13 protein-coding genes are annotated in these 16,144 nt (G+C 67.2%); all 13 read right to left on the bottom strand.

Annotation, left to right across the window (positions count from 1 at the left end; genetic code table 11):
- Position 1 precedes the first annotated feature (1 nt).
- The gene (locus A8G00_RS05645) at positions 2–754 is read right to left on the bottom strand and encodes a bifunctional 2-polyprenyl-6-hydroxyphenol methylase/3-demethylubiquinol 3-O-methyltransferase UbiG (protein ID WP_099185907.1); all 753 of its coding nucleotides are present in this window, start codon (positions 752–754) and stop codon (positions 2–4) included.
- A gap of 110 nt (positions 755–864) precedes the next feature.
- Entirely contained in the window at positions 865–2,010 is a 1,146-nt protein-coding gene (locus A8G00_RS05640) for a glycosyltransferase family 2 protein (RefSeq protein WP_099185908.1), read from the bottom strand.
- 3 nt (positions 2,011–2,013) lie between these two features.
- Positions 2,014–3,363 carry a sugar transferase gene (locus tag A8G00_RS05635; protein ID WP_048575347.1) on the bottom strand — a complete coding sequence of 450 codons (1,350 nt, stop codon included), beginning with the start codon at positions 3,361–3,363 and terminating at the stop codon, positions 2,014–2,016.
- Positions 3,364–3,522: 159 nt separating this feature from the next.
- Positions 3,523–5,418 (bottom strand): XrtA/PEP-CTERM system amidotransferase, encoded by a 1,896-nt coding sequence (locus A8G00_RS05630; protein WP_099185909.1) that lies wholly within the window; start codon positions 5,416–5,418, stop codon positions 3,523–3,525.
- 10 nt (positions 5,419–5,428) lie between these two features.
- Positions 5,429–6,949 carry an exosortase A gene (gene xrtA / locus A8G00_RS05625; protein ID WP_099185910.1) on the bottom strand — a complete coding sequence of 507 codons (1,521 nt, stop codon included), beginning with the start codon at positions 6,947–6,949 and terminating at the stop codon, positions 5,429–5,431.
- Positions 6,949–8,178: a TIGR03087 family PEP-CTERM/XrtA system glycosyltransferase gene (locus A8G00_RS05620; protein ID WP_099185911.1), complete on the bottom strand. Its 1,230-nt coding sequence runs from the start codon at positions 8,176–8,178 to the stop codon at positions 6,949–6,951. The genes xrtA and A8G00_RS05620 overlap by 1 nt, the downstream gene beginning before the upstream one ends.
- The gene (locus A8G00_RS05615; RefSeq protein ID WP_099186002.1) at positions 8,175–9,236 is read right to left on the bottom strand and encodes a FemAB family XrtA/PEP-CTERM system-associated protein; all 1,062 of its coding nucleotides are present in this window, start codon (positions 9,234–9,236) and stop codon (positions 8,175–8,177) included. The genes A8G00_RS05620 and A8G00_RS05615 overlap by 4 nt, the downstream gene beginning before the upstream one ends.
- Positions 9,233–10,078 (bottom strand): XrtA system polysaccharide deacetylase, encoded by an 846-nt coding sequence (locus tag A8G00_RS05610; protein ID WP_025549651.1) that lies wholly within the window; start codon positions 10,076–10,078, stop codon positions 9,233–9,235. The genes A8G00_RS05615 and A8G00_RS05610 overlap by 4 nt, the downstream gene beginning before the upstream one ends.
- A 7-nt stretch (positions 10,079–10,085) precedes the next feature.
- On the bottom strand, positions 10,086–11,321 hold the full coding sequence (locus A8G00_RS05605) for an XrtA/PEP-CTERM system-associated ATPase (protein WP_099185912.1): 1,236 nt from the start codon (positions 11,319–11,321) through the stop codon (positions 10,086–10,088).
- A 30-nt stretch (positions 11,322–11,351) separates the two neighbouring features.
- Positions 11,352–12,938: a hypothetical protein gene (locus A8G00_RS05600; RefSeq protein WP_099185913.1), complete on the bottom strand. Its 1,587-nt coding sequence runs from the start codon at positions 12,936–12,938 to the stop codon at positions 11,352–11,354.
- Positions 12,938–13,885, bottom strand: a complete 948-nt coding sequence (locus A8G00_RS05595; protein ID WP_099185914.1) for a P-loop NTPase — start codon at positions 13,883–13,885, stop codon at positions 12,938–12,940. Before A8G00_RS05595 ends, A8G00_RS05600 begins: the two co-directional genes overlap by 1 nt.
- Positions 13,886–13,898: 13 nt before the next feature.
- On the bottom strand, positions 13,899–15,410 hold the full coding sequence (locus A8G00_RS05590; protein ID WP_025549647.1) for an XrtA system polysaccharide chain length determinant: 1,512 nt from the start codon (positions 15,408–15,410) through the stop codon (positions 13,899–13,901).
- 1 nt (position 15,411) lies between these two features.
- Positions 15,412–16,056, bottom strand: coding sequence for an XrtA/PEP-CTERM system exopolysaccharide export protein (locus A8G00_RS05585; RefSeq protein WP_044661858.1), 645 nt, complete (start codon positions 16,054–16,056; stop codon positions 15,412–15,414).
- Between the last annotated feature and the right edge of the window lie 88 nt (positions 16,057–16,144).

Genomic DNA, 16,144 nt, shown 5'->3' with positions numbered 1-16,144 from the left:
CTCACCGGGCGCCGGTCGCGAGCGGCTTGCGCGCGCGGAACAGCCTGTCGTCCAGCGCAAAATAATGCCGGGTATCGGCATCGATGGCGCTGGCGTCGATCTCCTCCAGATCGAAGCCGGCGGCCCGGATGCGGTCGGCAAAATCCGGGCCATATTGGCGCACATGGTCCCATTGGCCGAAACGCCGTTCGCGTTCGCGCGGAGGCATGTCGAAGCTGCCATCCTCGGTCGGCCTGTCCCATAACGGGACGATCAGCCAGGCTTCGCCGCCGGGCTTCAGCGCGCGATGGATGTTGCGCAGCACGGCATGATCGTCCGGCACATGCTCCATCACATGGCTGGCATAGAAAAGGTCGTAGCGGTCGCTGGCATCGAGCGCCATCAGGTCGACGCGCCGCATGTTCGGCACATGGTAGCGGCCGGGATCGAGATCGGCGGGCGTATAGTCGGCGGCGGTGGAGAAGCGGCGCACCAGGCTGCCTTCATTGGGCGCCATGTGCAGCACCGCGCCCTGTTCCGGCACGGTCAGCACATGGCTAGCGATCAGATGGTTCATCAACCGTTCGCGCGGGGAAGCGCCGCAGTTCGGACAGCCCCATTCGGCATTGTCGCCATAGCGGAAAAACCCCACAACCGCCTGCCCACAGGCCGGGCAGGCCCGGTTCGCCCGCGCGCCCATGGCCTTGCGCACGGCCAGCATTGTCCGGGTCAGATGCTTGCCGGCGGCTTTCGCCACCCGCTGGAAAGTGATCACGCCTTGGCTCCAAAAAGCAGTTGGCACCGGCCTATACAATATGCCGCCGCTTTGGCGAGCGATTCCGTTGTGCGTGGCCCATCAGGCCCGACATCCCGCAAAGGCGGGAATCAGCGCGACTTGGCGGGGTTCCAGATAGTCACGGTTCGCCCCGTCATCGCCTTGGCCACGCCCTGCAAGGTCGCGAAATAGGCGAGCACGATGTCCACCGCCGCCGCGAAGGGTCCGCCCCTGGACCGCAGCCCGCGCCACAGGATGAATACCCCAGTCAGCCCGCCAACCATGTAGAGCATCGGGGAAATCCGCATCGCCAGCGTCCCCGCCGCGACGATCCCCGTCAGTATGAAGAGACCGCCGAACCATCGCACGATCTTGCGCGAGGCATATTTGAACCTGTCGACCCCGCGCATCCGTCGCAATTGCGGCCGCAAATGGCTGTGCGTATGCCAGGCGCGGGCGGCGATGCGCACCTTGCGCCGATATTCGTCGCCACGCCCGGCGACCAGCCGCTCCCGGGCGATCACGTCCTTCGCCTTCACCAGCCGCTTGCCGGCGAAGACCACCGCCATCGACACCGTCAGATCGTCCAGCACGCTGTCGGGAAAGTCGGGATAGAGCGCCCGGCGGATTGAGAAGATCGACCCGTCGGCCCCCAGCACATTGCCGGTGCGCGATTCCTCGTCCTTCAACCGTTCCTCGATCCGCCAGTAGAGCGACCCGACCGAGGCTGTGGCGCTTTCCCCGTCGCCCATATAATGCAGGGACCCCAGCACGCCCCCGATGTCCGGATCGGCATAGCGCGCCAGCAGATTGTCGATGGCGTCGGGGTCCAGCATCACATTGGCGTCGGTGAAGATCAGCACATCGCCCTGCGCCCGCGCCGCCAGCAGCTTCATGCCATGCGCCTTGCCGCTGCGCCCCGGCCCGCGCAGCAGCGTCACCAGATCGCCCCGCGCTTCGATCAGCGCCGCCGTCTCGTCCGACGAGCCGTCGTCGAAGGCCAGTATTTCCAGCGCCGGATGGCGCGCCTTCAACATCGCCAGATTGGCCAGTTTTTCCGGCATCGCCGCTGCCTCATTATAAGCGCAGAAGAGCAGCGATGCGGATGGCGGCGGCCCAGCGGCCGGCTGCTCCGCCTTTGTCGGCAGCAGGCGCAGGATCAGGGGGTAGAAGAGAAACGGCCAAGCCACCGCCGCCAGCGAGAGCAGCAGCGCCAGGGCCGCGATCAGGTCGATGCTGTCCGTCAACAGGCCCATCCCTCAATAGGCCTTGTGGTGCACCAGCACGCCGATGGTCGCGACGATGATGCGCAGGTCGCGCCAGATCGACCATTTGGTGACATATTCCAGGTCCGACTGGAGCCGGTCGATCAGGTCCTGATGATGGTCGGTCGATCCGCGATGGCCGCGCACCTGCGCCAGTCCGGTCATGCCCGGCTTGATGCAATGCCGCTCCCAATAGCGCTCGTCCACCTCCCAATAGAGGCGGTCGCCGGCCTTCGCGGCGGCCGCATGGGGGCGCGGGCCGACGATGCTCATGTCGCCGCGCAGCACGTTGAACAGTTGCGGCAGCTCGTCGATGCTGGTCTTGCGCAGGAAACGGCCCACAGCCGTCACCCGATCGTCATCGCGCGCCGTCAGCTTGTCGGCCTTCCGGTCGCTCGCCTCCGTCCGCATGGAACGGAATTTATAGATGTTGAACGGCCGGGCGTCGCGGCCGATGCGCGGCTGGCGGAAGATGATCGGGCCGGGACTGGTCAGCTTCACCGCCAGCGCCGCCGCGATCAGCACGGGGGAAAGCGCGATGGTGGCCGCCGTCGCGACGACGATGTCGAAGAATCGCTTGATCAGGCGGTCGCGGAACTGGAACGGCCCGCCCGCGACGATGATCGTCGGCTGACCGTCGAACTCGTCCACCCGCGCCGGGGCGAAGCGCAGCAGTTCCGGCACGACGATCTCGCCCCGCGCCGACAGGGACTTGAGCGCCACCGACCAGTCGTCCATCCGCTCCATCGGGCAGGCGACGATCACCCGTTCCGCCATGCCCACGGCGGCGGCGAGCCGCGCCGCCATGTCCGCGTCATGCCCCTTGGGCTGCAGGCCGGCTGCCCCAGCCTCGATCACATGCATGTGCGGGCCGGTGTCGATGGTCACGCCGTCCATGATGACCACGGTCAGATGCGGCACCTCGCCCAGCAGATGCGCGCCGAGCCGCCCGATGGCGAGTCGGACGGCAGCCACGCCAACTGCCGAAATGCCCAGGCCGACGATGAAGGTCAGACGCGAAAGCTGTTCCGCGATCTTCCCCAGATAGACGATCAGCAGCATCAGCATCGCCGCCTGCGCCAGCGCCATCAACCCCCGGAAAATGCCGCGCCGCAGATCCTCCAGCATATGGATGCCATAGGCGCCGCCCTGCACGCCGAGCAGCACGTAAAGCGGCGCGATCATCGCGAACATGACGATGCCGTGCGGCTTGCCCGGTTCGCCCAGCCATGCGCCCAGCACCAGATAATTGGCGAGCAGAAAGGACAGGAAAAGCCCCGCCATGTCCCCCAGCAGACACAGCAGGTACAGGCGCACCCGCAATATTTCCTTGGAGACTGTCACTTATGGACCCTGATCAGCTTGGCGTGTCCGCTCCGTTGGCACTGGTCGGAGCAGCTTTCAAGAGTTTGAATGGAGATCAACAGGTTCCTGCAAAGGCGGGAACCCGGCTCTGACCTCGCGATCGGGCTCCTGCCTTCGCAGGAGCGTGCATCGTCCGGATCAAAGCGCAAACAACCTTCCCAAAGCCTTGTCGAGCATCAGCAACTGCCACAGCAGCCGCCCATGATCGGCCAGCGCGGCCTTGTGGTCCGCCGCGATCTTGCCGAGCATCTTCGCGTCGAACCAGCCAGTCTTCGCCAATGCAGATCCTCCGGCGATCGCCGTGGCCTCGCCCGCCAACGGTCCACGGAACCAGGCGCTGATCGGGGTCACGAAGCCCATTTTCGGGCGGTAGAGTATGTCCTGCGGCAGGAAAGGCTCCATCGCCTTCTTCATCAGATATTTGCCGCTGTTCCCGCGAATCCGCTGCGCCACCGGGAGCCGCGCGGCGAACTCGACCAGCCGGTGGTCGAGCAGGGGTTCCCGCGCCTCCAGGCTGACGGCCATGCTCATCCGGTCGGTCTTGGTCAGGATGTCGCCCGGCAGCCATATGCGAATGTCGGCATATTGCGCCCGGTCCAGCGGATCGCGCGCGGGCGCTTCCGCCATGGTCCTGATATAGCGATCTTCCGCCCGATAGGCGCCGAGCCGGGTCTTCATGTCCTGGCTGAACATCCGCTGCCGCAGCGCATGGGGCGTCACGCCGACCGATGCGGCATAGGCTTCCCCGCCCTCCCCCGCCAGTTCGAGCAGGGTCGATTTCGCGCGCAGGGGGCGGGGCGCCCAGTCGGCCTTGGGATACCAGCGGCCCAAAGTCCCGAACAGCGGTTGCCGCACCGAAGCCGGGATCAGCGAGCGCAGCCTTTCGCCCTGCATCTGGAACCGATGCCGCCGATAGCCGGCAAAGGCCTCGTCCGCGCCGTCTCCGGAGAGCGCGACCGTCACCTGCTCCCGCGCCAGTTCGCACACCCGGTAGGTCGGCAGCGCGGAAGCATCGGCAAAGGGTTCGTCGAAATGGAGCGCCAGAGTGTCGATCAGCCCATAATCATCGGGCGATACGATGCGGGTGCGATGGTCGGTGGCGAAGCGCCGCGCCACCCTGTCGGCATAGGCGGTCTCGTCCAGTTCCCTGACGTCGAAACCGATGGTGCAGGTCTTGACCGCCTGTTTCGACGCCTCCGCCATCAGCGCGACGACGCTGCTGCTGTCCACTCCGCCCGACAGGAAGGCGCCCAGCGGCACGTCCGCCACCATCCGGGATCGGACCGCCTGTCGCATCAGCGCGACCAGTTCCTCCTCCAGCGCCTCCGGCCTCGCCCTGCTGCGGTCGGCGAAGCTGACGTCCCAATAGCGCTGCGGCTGCGGCAGGGGCCGCCCGCGCACGATGCGCAGCGTCTCGCCCGCGCCCAGCTTGCGCACGCCCGCGACCAGGCAGGCGTCGTCGGGCACATAGCCGTAAGCGAGATAATCCTCGACCGCCGACAGGTCCGGCGCACGCCGCAAAAGGGGATGGGCGAGCAGGCTCTTCAGTTCCGAACCGAAGATCAGGCTGCCGTCGGACAGCAGCGCATAATGGAGCGGCTTCACCCCCAGCCGGTCGCGCACCAGCCAGAGCGCCTGCGCCCGCGCGTCGAACAGGGCAAAGGCGAACATGCCGTTGAACTTCTCTACGCAGGCCTCGCCCCATTGGCGATAGCCGTGCAGGATGACCTCCGTATCGCTATGCGTGCGGAAGACGTGGCCCTTGGCCTCCAGTTCCGTGCGGACTTCCCGGAAATTATAGATTTCGCCGTTGAAGACGACGGCCAGGCTGTCATCCTCCGTCAGCATGGGCTGCGCGCCGCTGCCCAGATCGATGATCGAGAGGCGCAGATGGCCCAGCCCGACGCCGGGCGCGGTCCAGATGCCGCTGTCGTCCGGCCCGCGCCACGGCATGGCGTCCAGCATCAACCCGACCCGCGCCGGATCGACCGGCTTGGCCGTTTCAAGGTGGAAAATGCCCGCAATTCCGCACATTCGAAGGGTCTTAGCGGGTTCGGAGGCTGCGGTCAGCCAAATCCTTCACATCGCCCAGATCATGGAGGAAGGCGGCAATGGCGGCGTCCGAAGGACGGCCTGCCCGTTCCTCTGCCGAAACCATGATGGCGGCGGCGCGCTGGTCACTGCCCAGCAGGCGCGCCTTCATCGTCTCCAGCTTGACGAGATGGGCGCTGCCGGTGGGCTGGCCCTTGCCGACGGCATAGAAGCTGACGACATGGCGCACCAGCCGGCCCGGGCCGGTGATCTGCTCGCCGCGCGCATTTTCGGGCGCGGCGGCGGGCTGCGACCAGGTCCATCCGCTGTCGGTGCCCGCCGCGCCCTGACCGAAGCCGACCAGTTCGCGCCCCTCATCCTGCCGGTCGAAGGTCGCAATGGCGAGATCGACCACCTGTCCCTCCGCATTGCGGTATCTCGCCATGGCCAGATAATCGGCGCCGTCGAAGCGCGGCCGCCAGAGCGGGAGCGGCGGTTCGTCGCTTCGGACCCAGCCCTTGACCTCCGGCATGGCGGGTGCGCCGGGCAGAGGCTGGCCCACCGCCGCGCTCGCCGCCAGCCACAGGGGCGCGGCCACGATCATCGCCAGCGCGCCGCCCGCGACGGCGCCCGGCGAAGCATGGCCTTCATGGCGCAGATGTTCGGGATCGAACCAGGGATCGCCGGGCTGCCGGTCGAAAAAGGGCCAGGCCATCGCCATCACCACGATCATGATGACGGCGAAGAACAGCCAGCCATAGACCACATGATCGAAGCCCGCCGCCGCATCGATGGTGGTCACTTCCGCGACGAAGATGGTGGCGAAGGCGCGCACGCCGTTCGCCAATATCGACAGGGAAAGCGCGCCGATCATGAAGGCGACCCGCCGTTTCCAGCTGGTGAAGCAGACATTGCAGACGAGCAGGCCATAGGCCGTCATGGCGATCACGAACTTCGCGCCGGAACAGGCCTCCGCCACCTCGAAATAGCCATTGGGCGTGGTGATGAAGATGCCCTGCATCTGCGCCGGAATACCGGTCAGGCCGAGCAGGATCATGCTGATATGCGCCGTCACCAGTTGCAGGGGCGCGACGATCTCCTCGCCGAAGGGCACCATGAAGAAGGCGTAGAACAGCGGAAAGAGCAGCGCCCGCGCCACGGCCGGTCCCAGCAGCGCGATGACAGAACCCTGCAACATCAGGATCAGCGCGCCGTGCCGCAGCACGGCCACGCCCGCCGCCGCGCCCAGCATCCAGGCGAAAGCGCCCAGCCCCAGCCAGATAAGCCCCGGCGCCCAGGCGGATGGCTCCAGCCGGCGCAGGCCGGGCAAACGTTGCTGCACCAGCCACGCGACAAGAAACGGCACGAACAGACAATGGCCATAGGTCGAGGCGTTCCACCAGATCGCCATCATGCCCAGCAGGTCGCGGTGGAACAGCGCCAGGATCGTGCCGGCGATGATGGCGAACGCCGTCAGATGACCGCGCCAGCCGGACAGCTTCACCTCCGGCCGCATGGGGAGCGCGCTTTCCATCACGCGGCCCTCATGTCGGCGGCGCCCGGCGATCCGAACAGCATGTCCGGCAGCTTCGCCAGCGTCGCGGACCAGCGGTAGCGCTCCTCCATCCGGGATCGCGCCGCATGGCCAAGGCGCGCGGCGCGGGTTGGATCGGCGAGCAGCGCAAGAAGCGTCTCCGCCTCCTGCCCCGGGTCGGCGGCGATCAACAGGTGCTCGCCATCGCGGGCGTCGATCCCTTCGGCGGCCTGGGGGGAGGCGACGACGGGCCGCGCCATGGCCATCGCCTCCAGCACCTTGTTCTGGATACCCCGCGCGATCCGCAGCGGCGCCACCACCACGTCCGCCGCCGCCAGCCAGCCGCGGACATCGGGCACGGCGCCGGTCACGATCACGCCGGGCAAAGCCGCCAGCGCCTGCACCGATTTCGTGGGATTGCGGCCGACAATGGCAAAAAGCGCCTGCGGACAGCGGGCGCGGATCGCGGGCAGGGTTTCGCGGGCAAAGCTCTCCACCGCCTCGACATTGGGGCGATAGTCCATCTGGCCAGTGAAGACGAGCAGCCGCCCGTCCGGCCGATCCACGGCGGGGAAATCCGCCGAGGGATCGAAAAAGTCCAGCGCGACGCCATTGTCGATGCCAACGATTCTATCGGGGCCCAGCCCGCTTTCGCGCCGGAACAGCGCCGCCTCCGCCTCGCTCACAAAGGCGCAGAGGTCGGCGCGTTCAGCCACCTTCCGCTCGAAGTCCAGCAGCATGCGCCCTTCGCGCCGGTTGATCCAGGCCATGGGGCCGGAGCCCTGCGCGCCATAAGCGGCATATTTGGCCGAATCGAAATCCACGAAATCCATGACGAAGCGCACCCCGTCCGGCAGCATGGGCACGAAATGCGCCATCTGCGCCGAATAGGTGACGACCGCCGCAATGGGCCGTTCCGCCAGCGTCTTCGCGACCCAGCGATGCAGATCGGGATGATCGAACAGCGACACCAGCAGGGGCTGCCCCTTCGCCAGCCCTCTGAGACCCGCCATGATGCGCGAGCGGTCGCGCATCAGCACGCACTGGCTGGCTGTCAGCTTCGCCATGTCGGGGGCAAAGCCCATGTCCCGCGCATCGTCGGCAAAGCAGCCGACATGGACGGGCGCGACCTCCGCCATCCGCTCCAGCAGATGATAGGACCGGATCTTGTCGCCCCGATCCGGCGGAAAGGGGATGCGATGGCAGAGGAAGAGGATGTCCCCCCTCACCCCAGCCCCCGCGCGATGAGCGGTCCGATGAGGTTCGCAACCGGCAGAGGCAGCTTCTTCCAGAGGTCGATCCGCCGCTGATAGTGCGGGCTGTTGGGATCGATGTCCCGCCGCTCGCCCGTGGCCGACCAGCTATGATAGGAAAGCGGCACGGGGTCGAAGCCAAAGCTCTTCTTCCACGCCGCCTGTCCGCTGCCTGTCTTGGAACGGCCGAAGTCGAAGACGCGCATGCCCCGCGCCCGGCCATGACCCATCAGCCGGAAATACATGAGTTCGTTCGACCGCAGCCGCCGCGCATCCGCAATGCCGCCGCCCCAGAAGGGCATGACCCGCCCCTGATGATAGAGGGTCAGCACCGCCGAAACCGGCCGTTCCCCCTCATAGACCGCCAATATGTCCGCATCCTCGCCAAAGGCCGCCAGCACTTCGCGGAACAGCCGTGCCGGGAAGACCGGCGTGCCGAGATTGCGTACGCTTTCCGAATAGACGCGGTAATGCGCCTGTCGATGCCGCGCCTCCCGCCCGATCTCGACGCGCAGCGCGTCATTGGCCAGCGCCTTGCGCAGCTCCGCCCGGTGCTTGCGCGGCACGGCGAGCAGTTCCGCCTCATCATCCGCCGCGATAGGGCGCGCAAAGCCCAGATGGCTGCCCTCATGCAGCGCCCAGCCCCTGCCCGGCGCCGGACCGCCACGGATTTCGACCGAGGCGATGCGGCCGTCCCGCGCCATGCCCTCGCAGGCTGCGGCCAGAGCAGGCACCGCCGCCGGATCGCTGGCGAGAATGCCGCCGTCGACGGCGAAGCCCGACGACACCAGAGCCTGCCCGAACAGGGCGCTTTTCACATGATGCAGCGGCAGCAGCCCGGCCATCTCCCCCGAAGGCGCCACGGCGGCCAGCATGTGCGCCCGATTGCCGGTCCCACGCTCCACGCCCGTCAACCAGGCCGGCCGGTGGAAGGGCGTCCCCGCCGGATGCGCCATCACGAATTTATCCGCCGCGCTCCGCTGCGCCGGATCGTCGAGGTCCAGCGCGGTGACGAGCATTTCCCCCGCCATCATGCCGCCCGCTCCGCTTCCTGCGCCGCCAGCGCATCCACGCGGGTCCATGAAAAGTCCCGCGTCAGACGACGCAGCTTGGCCGCCATGACCGACAGATTGCTGTAATGCCGCACCCGTGAGCGCAACGGCGCGCCCTCGACGCGCGGCTGGCCGGGGTCGATCTCCCACGGATGGAAATAGATGATCGCCGGCCGCCCATCCCGCTGGTTCACCTGCCGGATCGCCCAGCGCGAAAAACCATAGGGCAGCAGCCGGAAGAAGCCGCCGCCGCCTGCCGCCAGCGTCCGCCCCGCGAACCTCGCGGTGGTCACGGGCAGTTCGACCAGCGGCGATCCCTTGACCGGCCGCCAGGCGAAGCGCGGCGTTTCGGGCCATCCGTAATGATCGTGCCGGATCGGCGCGACGCTGCTGGAATAGGCATAGCCTTCCTCCGCCAGCACCTCATGCGCCCAGGGGTTGCGCCGGTCGATGGAAAAGCTGGGCGCGCGATAGCCCGTCACCGCCTGGCCGGTCGCATCCTCCAGGATCGCCCGCGACCGGCGCAGGTCGGCGCGGAACTGCGCCCCGTCGAAGGTGAAGACCCGCTTATGGTCATAGCCATGGCTGGCGACCTCATGCCCCGCCGCGCTGATGCGCCGCATCAGCGCCGGATAGCGCTCCGCCACCCAGCCAAGCGTGAAGAAGGTCGCGCTGACCCCCGCCTCCTCGAACAGCGCCAGCACCGCATCGGTGTTGCGCTCGACGCGATGGGTCAGGCCCGCCCAATCCTCGCGCCGGATCGTGCGCTCGAAAGCGCCGACCTGGAACCAGTCCTCGACATCGACGGATAGGGCGTTCAGCATGGGTCCGTCAGGCGGCGGCGCTTTGCTGCGTTTCGCCCAGCCTTTCCTCGCGCTCGACCCATTCGACCAGCAGCGTCAGCACCCGGCGCAGCGCCGTGTCCTGCTCCGTCACGCGGAACTCCAGCGTGGAAAGCCGTTCCTCGACAAGGGCGAAGCAGTCCTTCAGCGCTTCGGGATCGACGCTCGGCGCGCTGCGGGCAAAGTCGTTCTCGGCCCGAAGCGTGTCGATCTCCGCCCGCAGGGAAGCGATCTCATCGAGCAGGTCCGTGGCCGGCCCGGGGCTGGCGGCCCGCAGCGCCTCCACCTCGGCGCGCAAGGACGCAACCTCGTCGGAAACCGCGGGGTCGGCCGCGAACGGCACGGCAGCAGGCATGTCCGCCAGTTCCCCGGCATCGTCCAGCACGCTGCGCGCCATCGGTTCCGGCGTTACGTCCGCGTCCGCGCCCATGTCGTTCACCACCGCATAGACCACTTCGGCATCGATCACCGAAAGCTGGTCGAGCGCGCCCAGCAGCAGCACGCGGCTGACCAGCACGTTGATCCGGCGCGGCACGCCGCCGGTCGCGGCATAGATGGCGGCGAAAGCCTCCGGCGTGAATTGCGGATCGCCCTGCCATCCGGCCAGCGACAGGCGGTGCAGTATATAGGGTTCGACCTCCCGCCGCATCATCGGTTCCAGATGATGGGTGGCGATCACCCGCTGGCGAAGCTGCTCCAGTTCCGGCGATTTCAGCAGGTCGCGAAATTCCGGCTGGCCCAGCAGGAATATCTGCAACAGCGACTGCCCGCCCAACTGGAAGTTGGACAGCATCCGCAATTCCTCGATCGCGGAAATGGGCAGGTTCTGCGCCTCGTCCACGATCAGCAGCGACCGCTTGCCCGCTCGCGCCTGCGCATGGAGCCAGCCCTCGATCTGCTTCAGTATCTGCGCCTTGGGCATGCCGTCGACGCCCAGGCCGAAGCTCTGCGCGGCAAGGCGCAGCATGTCGTCGCCCTCCACCTGCGTCGAGACGATCTTCACGGCCGTCAGGCGCGACGGGTCGATGGTGTTCATGAGGTGCCCGACCAGCGTCGTCTTGCCCGCGCCGATGTCGCCGGTGATGACGATGAAGCCTTCTCCCTGCGCAAGGCCATAGCCCAGATAGGACAGCGCCTTGCGATGGGTCGCGCTCTCGAAATAGAAATGCGGGTCCGGCGTCAGCTGGAACGGGCGTCCCTGCAATCCGTAGAACTGGTCGTACATGACTATCTCTCCACCCGACGGGGCATTGGCTTAAAATGTGTAGCGAAGGCCAAGCTGGCCCATGGCGTTGATGACGGCGTCCAGATTGTCCGCCTTGGCACTGTCGACGCCGACCGAGGCGGACGCCTGCAGATTGCGCGTGACGAGCCGGTAATAGCTGGCGAAGGCGCCCAGGTTCAGCACGTCAAGCCGGTTGCCGCTGGCGTCGAAATAATTGGCATAGACGGCCGTATCGATGCTCGACTGGCTGTCGACGCGATAGGTGAGCGAGGCGTTGCCGTACCAGTTCTGGTCCCGCGTGCCGCGCACCAGCACCGTCTCACCCGAAGGCGTCACGAACTTGCGTTGCGAATAGCCAAGGCCGACACCCATGCCCCAGGGCCCGCGCTCCGCCGCGAACTGGGCCGCCACGCCGCGATAGCGGAAATTCGCCCCCGTGACCCCGGCCAGCGCATCGTTGAAGCACTGCCCGCCCCCGCTGGTGGAGAAGGCGCAGCCGGTGAAGTCGCCGGTGAAGGGATTGCGCACGATATTGAGGTCGCTGCCCGAAAGCGCCGCCACATCGGAAGTGATGACGCGCCCGAAGCTGTCGATGCCGTCGAACACGACCAGGGCGAACGACTTGTCCCGGCCCTGCCAGATGAAGCTGCCCGAATAGGTCATGCCGCCATAGCGTTCGCCCACCCGCGCGGTCAGCGAGGTGCGGTGGCTCGGCCGCCAGAGCACGCCGACATCCCAGATGATGTCGTCGAAATCATAGATGAGCTGGCGAGGCGAACTGTCGTCGGTGACGTAGCGGCCGCTGGAGGAGATTACCGGCACGCCATTGCCGTCGAGCAAGGGCGAACGCTGGCTGATCTCGATCTTCTCATAACCGATGCCGCCGATCAGGGCGAGCGTGGGGGATACCGGCAGGGTGGCGTCGAGCCGCGCCCATTTGTCCTCGAACCGCTGGTCGAGCTGGCTTGCATCCTCCCGGCTGTAGCCTGCGCTGGCGACGAGGCCCAGCGGCATCCACACCCCCGGCCCGACGCCGACGGAACCCATCAGGTCATGGGTGGTCGACTCCGCGAAGCCATTGCCCAGAGGCGCACCGGGGAAATCGACATTCACGTCATCCTCGACCCGCGCATAGCCGAGCCGGTAGGAGGCGCTGATGTCCAGATCGCCCAGCCGCGTGACATAGGACGGGCCGACATAGCCTGCATAGACCTGGCTGCTATAGCCGTCATTGCGCACCGACGCGCCCGAGAACCCGTCCGTGCGGACCCGCGTCGCCAGGCCGCCTGCATTCAGCGACAGCCCGCGCGCGAGGCCATATTGGCCGCTGACGATCCCGCTGATGATGTCCTGATCGCTGAGGTCATCGCCCCAGCCGAAGCTATGTGCATATTGCAGGTCCGCAGCGGCTTCCAGCCGCCGCGTCTGCACGCTGGCGGTCACGCCCGCGGTGACGTTGGTATAGGTCAGAACGTCGCCGCCGCCCTGGATCGGCGCGACGACGACCTGGTCGATGCCGAGATAGGGCGTGACGTCGACTTTGCGCTGCTCGTCCCGCGCAAGGGCGGGCGAGGCCAGGGCGATCCCCGCGAGAAGAAGGGTTATGCGAGAGATCATCAGCCCGCATGCTCCCGATCATGGCCATGCGCATAATAGCTGCCGAAACGCCGTCCGCCGCTGGCGAAGTTCACACCGTTCAGGAGCAGCTTCACCTTGGACGCGCCCTTGAGCAGTCCGGCCGCATCGCGCAGCGCGCCTTCCGTCGTCCTGTCCGCCCGCACCACCAGCAGCGCGACGGCGGCGTGGCCGGCCAGCACAGCCGCAGGAGAAGCGGCCAGCAGGGGCGGCGAATCGAACAGGACGATGCGGTCGGGCCGTCCCTCGGTCAGGCGGCCCAGCAGCATTTCCGTCCGCGCGGAGGCCAGATATTCGGTGTCGTTGTTGCTCCGCTGTCCGGCCGGGAGCACGGAGAGAGAGGGAATGTCGGTGCGCAGCACGCAATCCTCGATGGCAATCGCCGGATCGGCCAGCGCGTCCATCAGGCCCGGCCCTGCGGTCAGCCCCAGCGCCTGCGGGATGCCGGGCTTGCCGAAATCGGCGTCGACCAGCAGGATTTCGCGATCCTTCTCCGCCGCCAGGCTGAGCGCCAGGTTGATCGCGCAGAAGCTCTTGCCCTCCCCGCTATGGGCGGAGCAGACCAGCACCCGGTTGCCCCGCGCATTGCCCGCCAGTTCGGCCAGCAGGTCGCGCTTGAGCAGCCGGAACTCCTCGCTCATCGCGGTGACGGGGCCGTCGGGCAGCAGATAGCCCGCCTCGACCAGCGCGATGCGGTCGATCGGCTGTACCGGCCCGGTCCAGTCCGGCGCGCGATAGCCGGGGGCCGGCGTTTCGGGGACCGGCGTTTCGACGGCGGCGGGCGCGGGTTGCGCGGTCTCCACCACGGGTTCGCCCGCCGGAACTTCGACCGCGGGCGCCGCGCGCCCGCGCAGGGCCGCGCTGAAATCGTAGATTTCGGTCGCCCGCTCGATCAGCGATCCGCCGGAAAGGGACTTGTGCCTGTTCATATCCGGTCCCTCCTCAAGCCAGCCCGCGCTGGACGAATTCGATGACGATCAGCAGCAGGCACAGCGCCGCGAGGCCGCCGCTGGCGCCTGCAAACCACTTCATCCGCTGCCTCTCCATCGCCTGCTGCGCCGCGCTGACGGTCTGGCTGATCGATCCGATCACGGAGACGCCCAGCGCCTTTTCCAGCCGCGCCGCATTGGGAAAGCCGCCCTTGAGCTGCGCCACGGCAAAGGCCGTGCCGATGCCCGCGCCCAGCCCCAGGATCAGCACGCCCAGCAGCAGCAGCGGCCGGTTCGGCGCGGCCGGAGCGGTCGGCAGGCTGGGCGGATTGATGACGCGGAACTGGACCGATCCGGTTTCCGACTTCACATCGCCGCGCAGACGGATTTCCTCGCGGTCCGCCAGCATCTTGTCATATTGGGTCTTGAGCACCTGATAGTCGCGGTCGAGCCGTTCCTGCTCGGCGGCGAGGCCGGGTTCATCCGTCTGGCGCGAAGCCATGGCGTTCAGGTCCGCCTGCAACTGCGCCTTGCGGGCGGAAAGCCCCTGCACCGTGGCGGCGCGTTCCGCCTGCATCGACCTGATCGAAAGATAGGCGGGATTGGGCGTGCTGCCCGCGCTGCCGCCGCCCTGCCCGCGCAGCAGGTCCACCTGCCGCTGCGCCGCGATCACGTCGGGATGGCTGCTGGTGAAGCCCCGCGCCCGCATCGACGCAAGGTCCGCCTGCGCCTGGGCCAGCGCCGAAGGCCCGCCCGAAGCGCCGACGCCCGGCAAGGTCTGCGGCGTGCCCGCCAACTGGCCGTTCATCGCCGCCAGCGCGCTTTGCGCCTGCACGAGTTGCGAATCGATGCTGTTGATCTCCGACCGGGCGGCGTCCATGCGCTGGCCGATCGATCCGGCGCCCGGCAGCATGCCCGCATAGCGCTGCTCGAACTCGACGCGGCGCTGTTCGGCGGCGGCAAGCTGCTTGCCCCGCGCCGCCAGTTGCTGGTCGAGGAAGGCAAGGCTCTGCCGCGTCTCCACCTTGTCGGAGGACAGGTTGGTTTCCTGGAAGATGTCGACCAGCTTCTGCACGATCTGTTGCGAAATGCGCGCATTGGCGCCGTCCGACAGGCCGGAATCGGCCCATGTGGCGCTGATGTCGATCATGCTGGGGTCAAGCTGCGCCATCACGGTGATGGTCTCGCGCAATCCGGTGATCTTCGCCGCCAGGTCGCGCGGCCCGTCGACCGTCCGGTTGAGATCGGTCTCCTTCACCACCCGTTCCAGATTGGCCGTGCTGGCCAGGGTCTGGCGCACCCTGTCGAGGTCCTGCTGCGCCTGGACCTGGGTGATGCCCACCTTGTCCTCCAGCAGTGACTGGGTGTTCACATAGACCCGCGCCTTGGATTCATAGCTGTTGGGGATGAGCGCCACGCCCAGCCAGCCAGCCAGGCACACGCCCCAGGCCACGCCCAGCGCCAGCCAGCGGCGGAGCCAGAGGCCATGCAGAATGACCAGCAGTTCGTCGACGAGAGCCGCCATGTCAGAACATGCTTTCGGGAATGATGATGACGTCGCCGGGCGCCAGCATGACATTCGCCTTGCTGTCGCCGCGCTTCAGCAGGTCGCCGAGGCGGACCTGATATTCCTGCTGCTTGCCGGTTTCCTTGTTGAAGCGGACCAGCTTCGCCCTGTTGCCCGCCGCATATTCGGAAAGGCCGCCGACCGAGATCATCGCGTCGAGCAGCGTCATATTGGCGCGATAAGGGATGGAGGCGGGCTTTTCGGTCGCGCCGACGATCCGCACCTGCTGGCTGAAGGTGCCGGAGAAATTGTTGACGATCACCGACACCAGCGGATTTTCGATATATTTGCCCAGCGCCACCTTCAGGTCGTCGGCCAGTTGCCGGGGCGTCTTGCCGACCGCCGGCATGTCGGAAATGAGCGGCGTGGTGATGCGCCCGTCGGGCCGCACCTGCACCTTCGCGCCGAGATCGGGATTGCGCCAGACGAAGATGGTGAGATCGTCGAGCGGCCCGATCACATATTCCTCGCCCGGCCCCTCCTGCGTCGAAACGAAGGACGCCGGCGGCAGATTGGGCGCGCCCCCGCCCGAAGCGCAGCCCGAAAGAGCCAGAGCCGGCAGGGACATGCCGATCAACGCACGGGAAAGTGACAGGAAACGCATAGATTCACCCCTTTTCGCGGCCGCGCCGACAGCCGCCAAAGGGAGGCGCCGGCAACCGTCAAGCACTCAGCTTCGACGGCCTTCTTGC

The sequence above is a fragment of the Sphingobium sp. SA916 genome (assembly GCF_002894065.1).
GTDB lineage: Bacteria > Pseudomonadota > Alphaproteobacteria > Sphingomonadales > Sphingomonadaceae > Sphingobium > Sphingobium fuliginis.
Note: the sequence above shows the minus strand (reverse complement) of the source record. Positions and strands in the feature narration are given on the sequence as shown.

Bases quoted from the DNA above. Each gene is read 5' to 3' on its own strand.
- A8G00_RS05640 (WP_099185908.1), bottom strand. From the start codon at position 2,010: ATGGGCCTGTTGACGGACAGCATCGACCTGATCGCGGCCCTGGCGCTG.
- A8G00_RS05630 (WP_099185909.1), bottom strand. From the start codon at position 5,418: ATGTGCGGAATTGCGGGCATTTTCCACCTTGAAACGGCCAAGCCGGTC.
- xrtA (WP_099185910.1), bottom strand. From the start codon at position 6,949: ATGGAAAGCGCGCTCCCCATGCGGCCGGAGGTGAAGCTGTCCGGCTGG.
- A8G00_RS05615 (WP_099186002.1), bottom strand. From the start codon at position 9,236: ATGATGGCGGGGGAAATGCTCGTCACCGCGCTGGACCTCGACGATCCG.
- A8G00_RS05610 (WP_025549651.1), bottom strand. From the start codon at position 10,078: ATGCTGAACGCCCTATCCGTCGATGTCGAGGACTGGTTCCAGGTCGGC.
- A8G00_RS05605 (WP_099185912.1), bottom strand. From the start codon at position 11,321: ATGTACGACCAGTTCTACGGATTGCAGGGACGCCCGTTCCAGCTGACG.
- A8G00_RS05600 (WP_099185913.1), bottom strand. From the start codon at position 12,938: ATGATCTCTCGCATAACCCTTCTTCTCGCGGGGATCGCCCTGGCCTCG.
- A8G00_RS05595 (WP_099185914.1), bottom strand. From the start codon at position 13,885: ATGAACAGGCACAAGTCCCTTTCCGGCGGATCGCTGATCGAGCGGGCG.
- A8G00_RS05590 (WP_025549647.1), bottom strand. From the start codon at position 15,410: ATGGCGGCTCTCGTCGACGAACTGCTGGTCATTCTGCATGGCCTCTGG.
- A8G00_RS05585 (WP_044661858.1), bottom strand. From the start codon at position 16,056: ATGCGTTTCCTGTCACTTTCCCGTGCGTTGATCGGCATGTCCCTGCCG.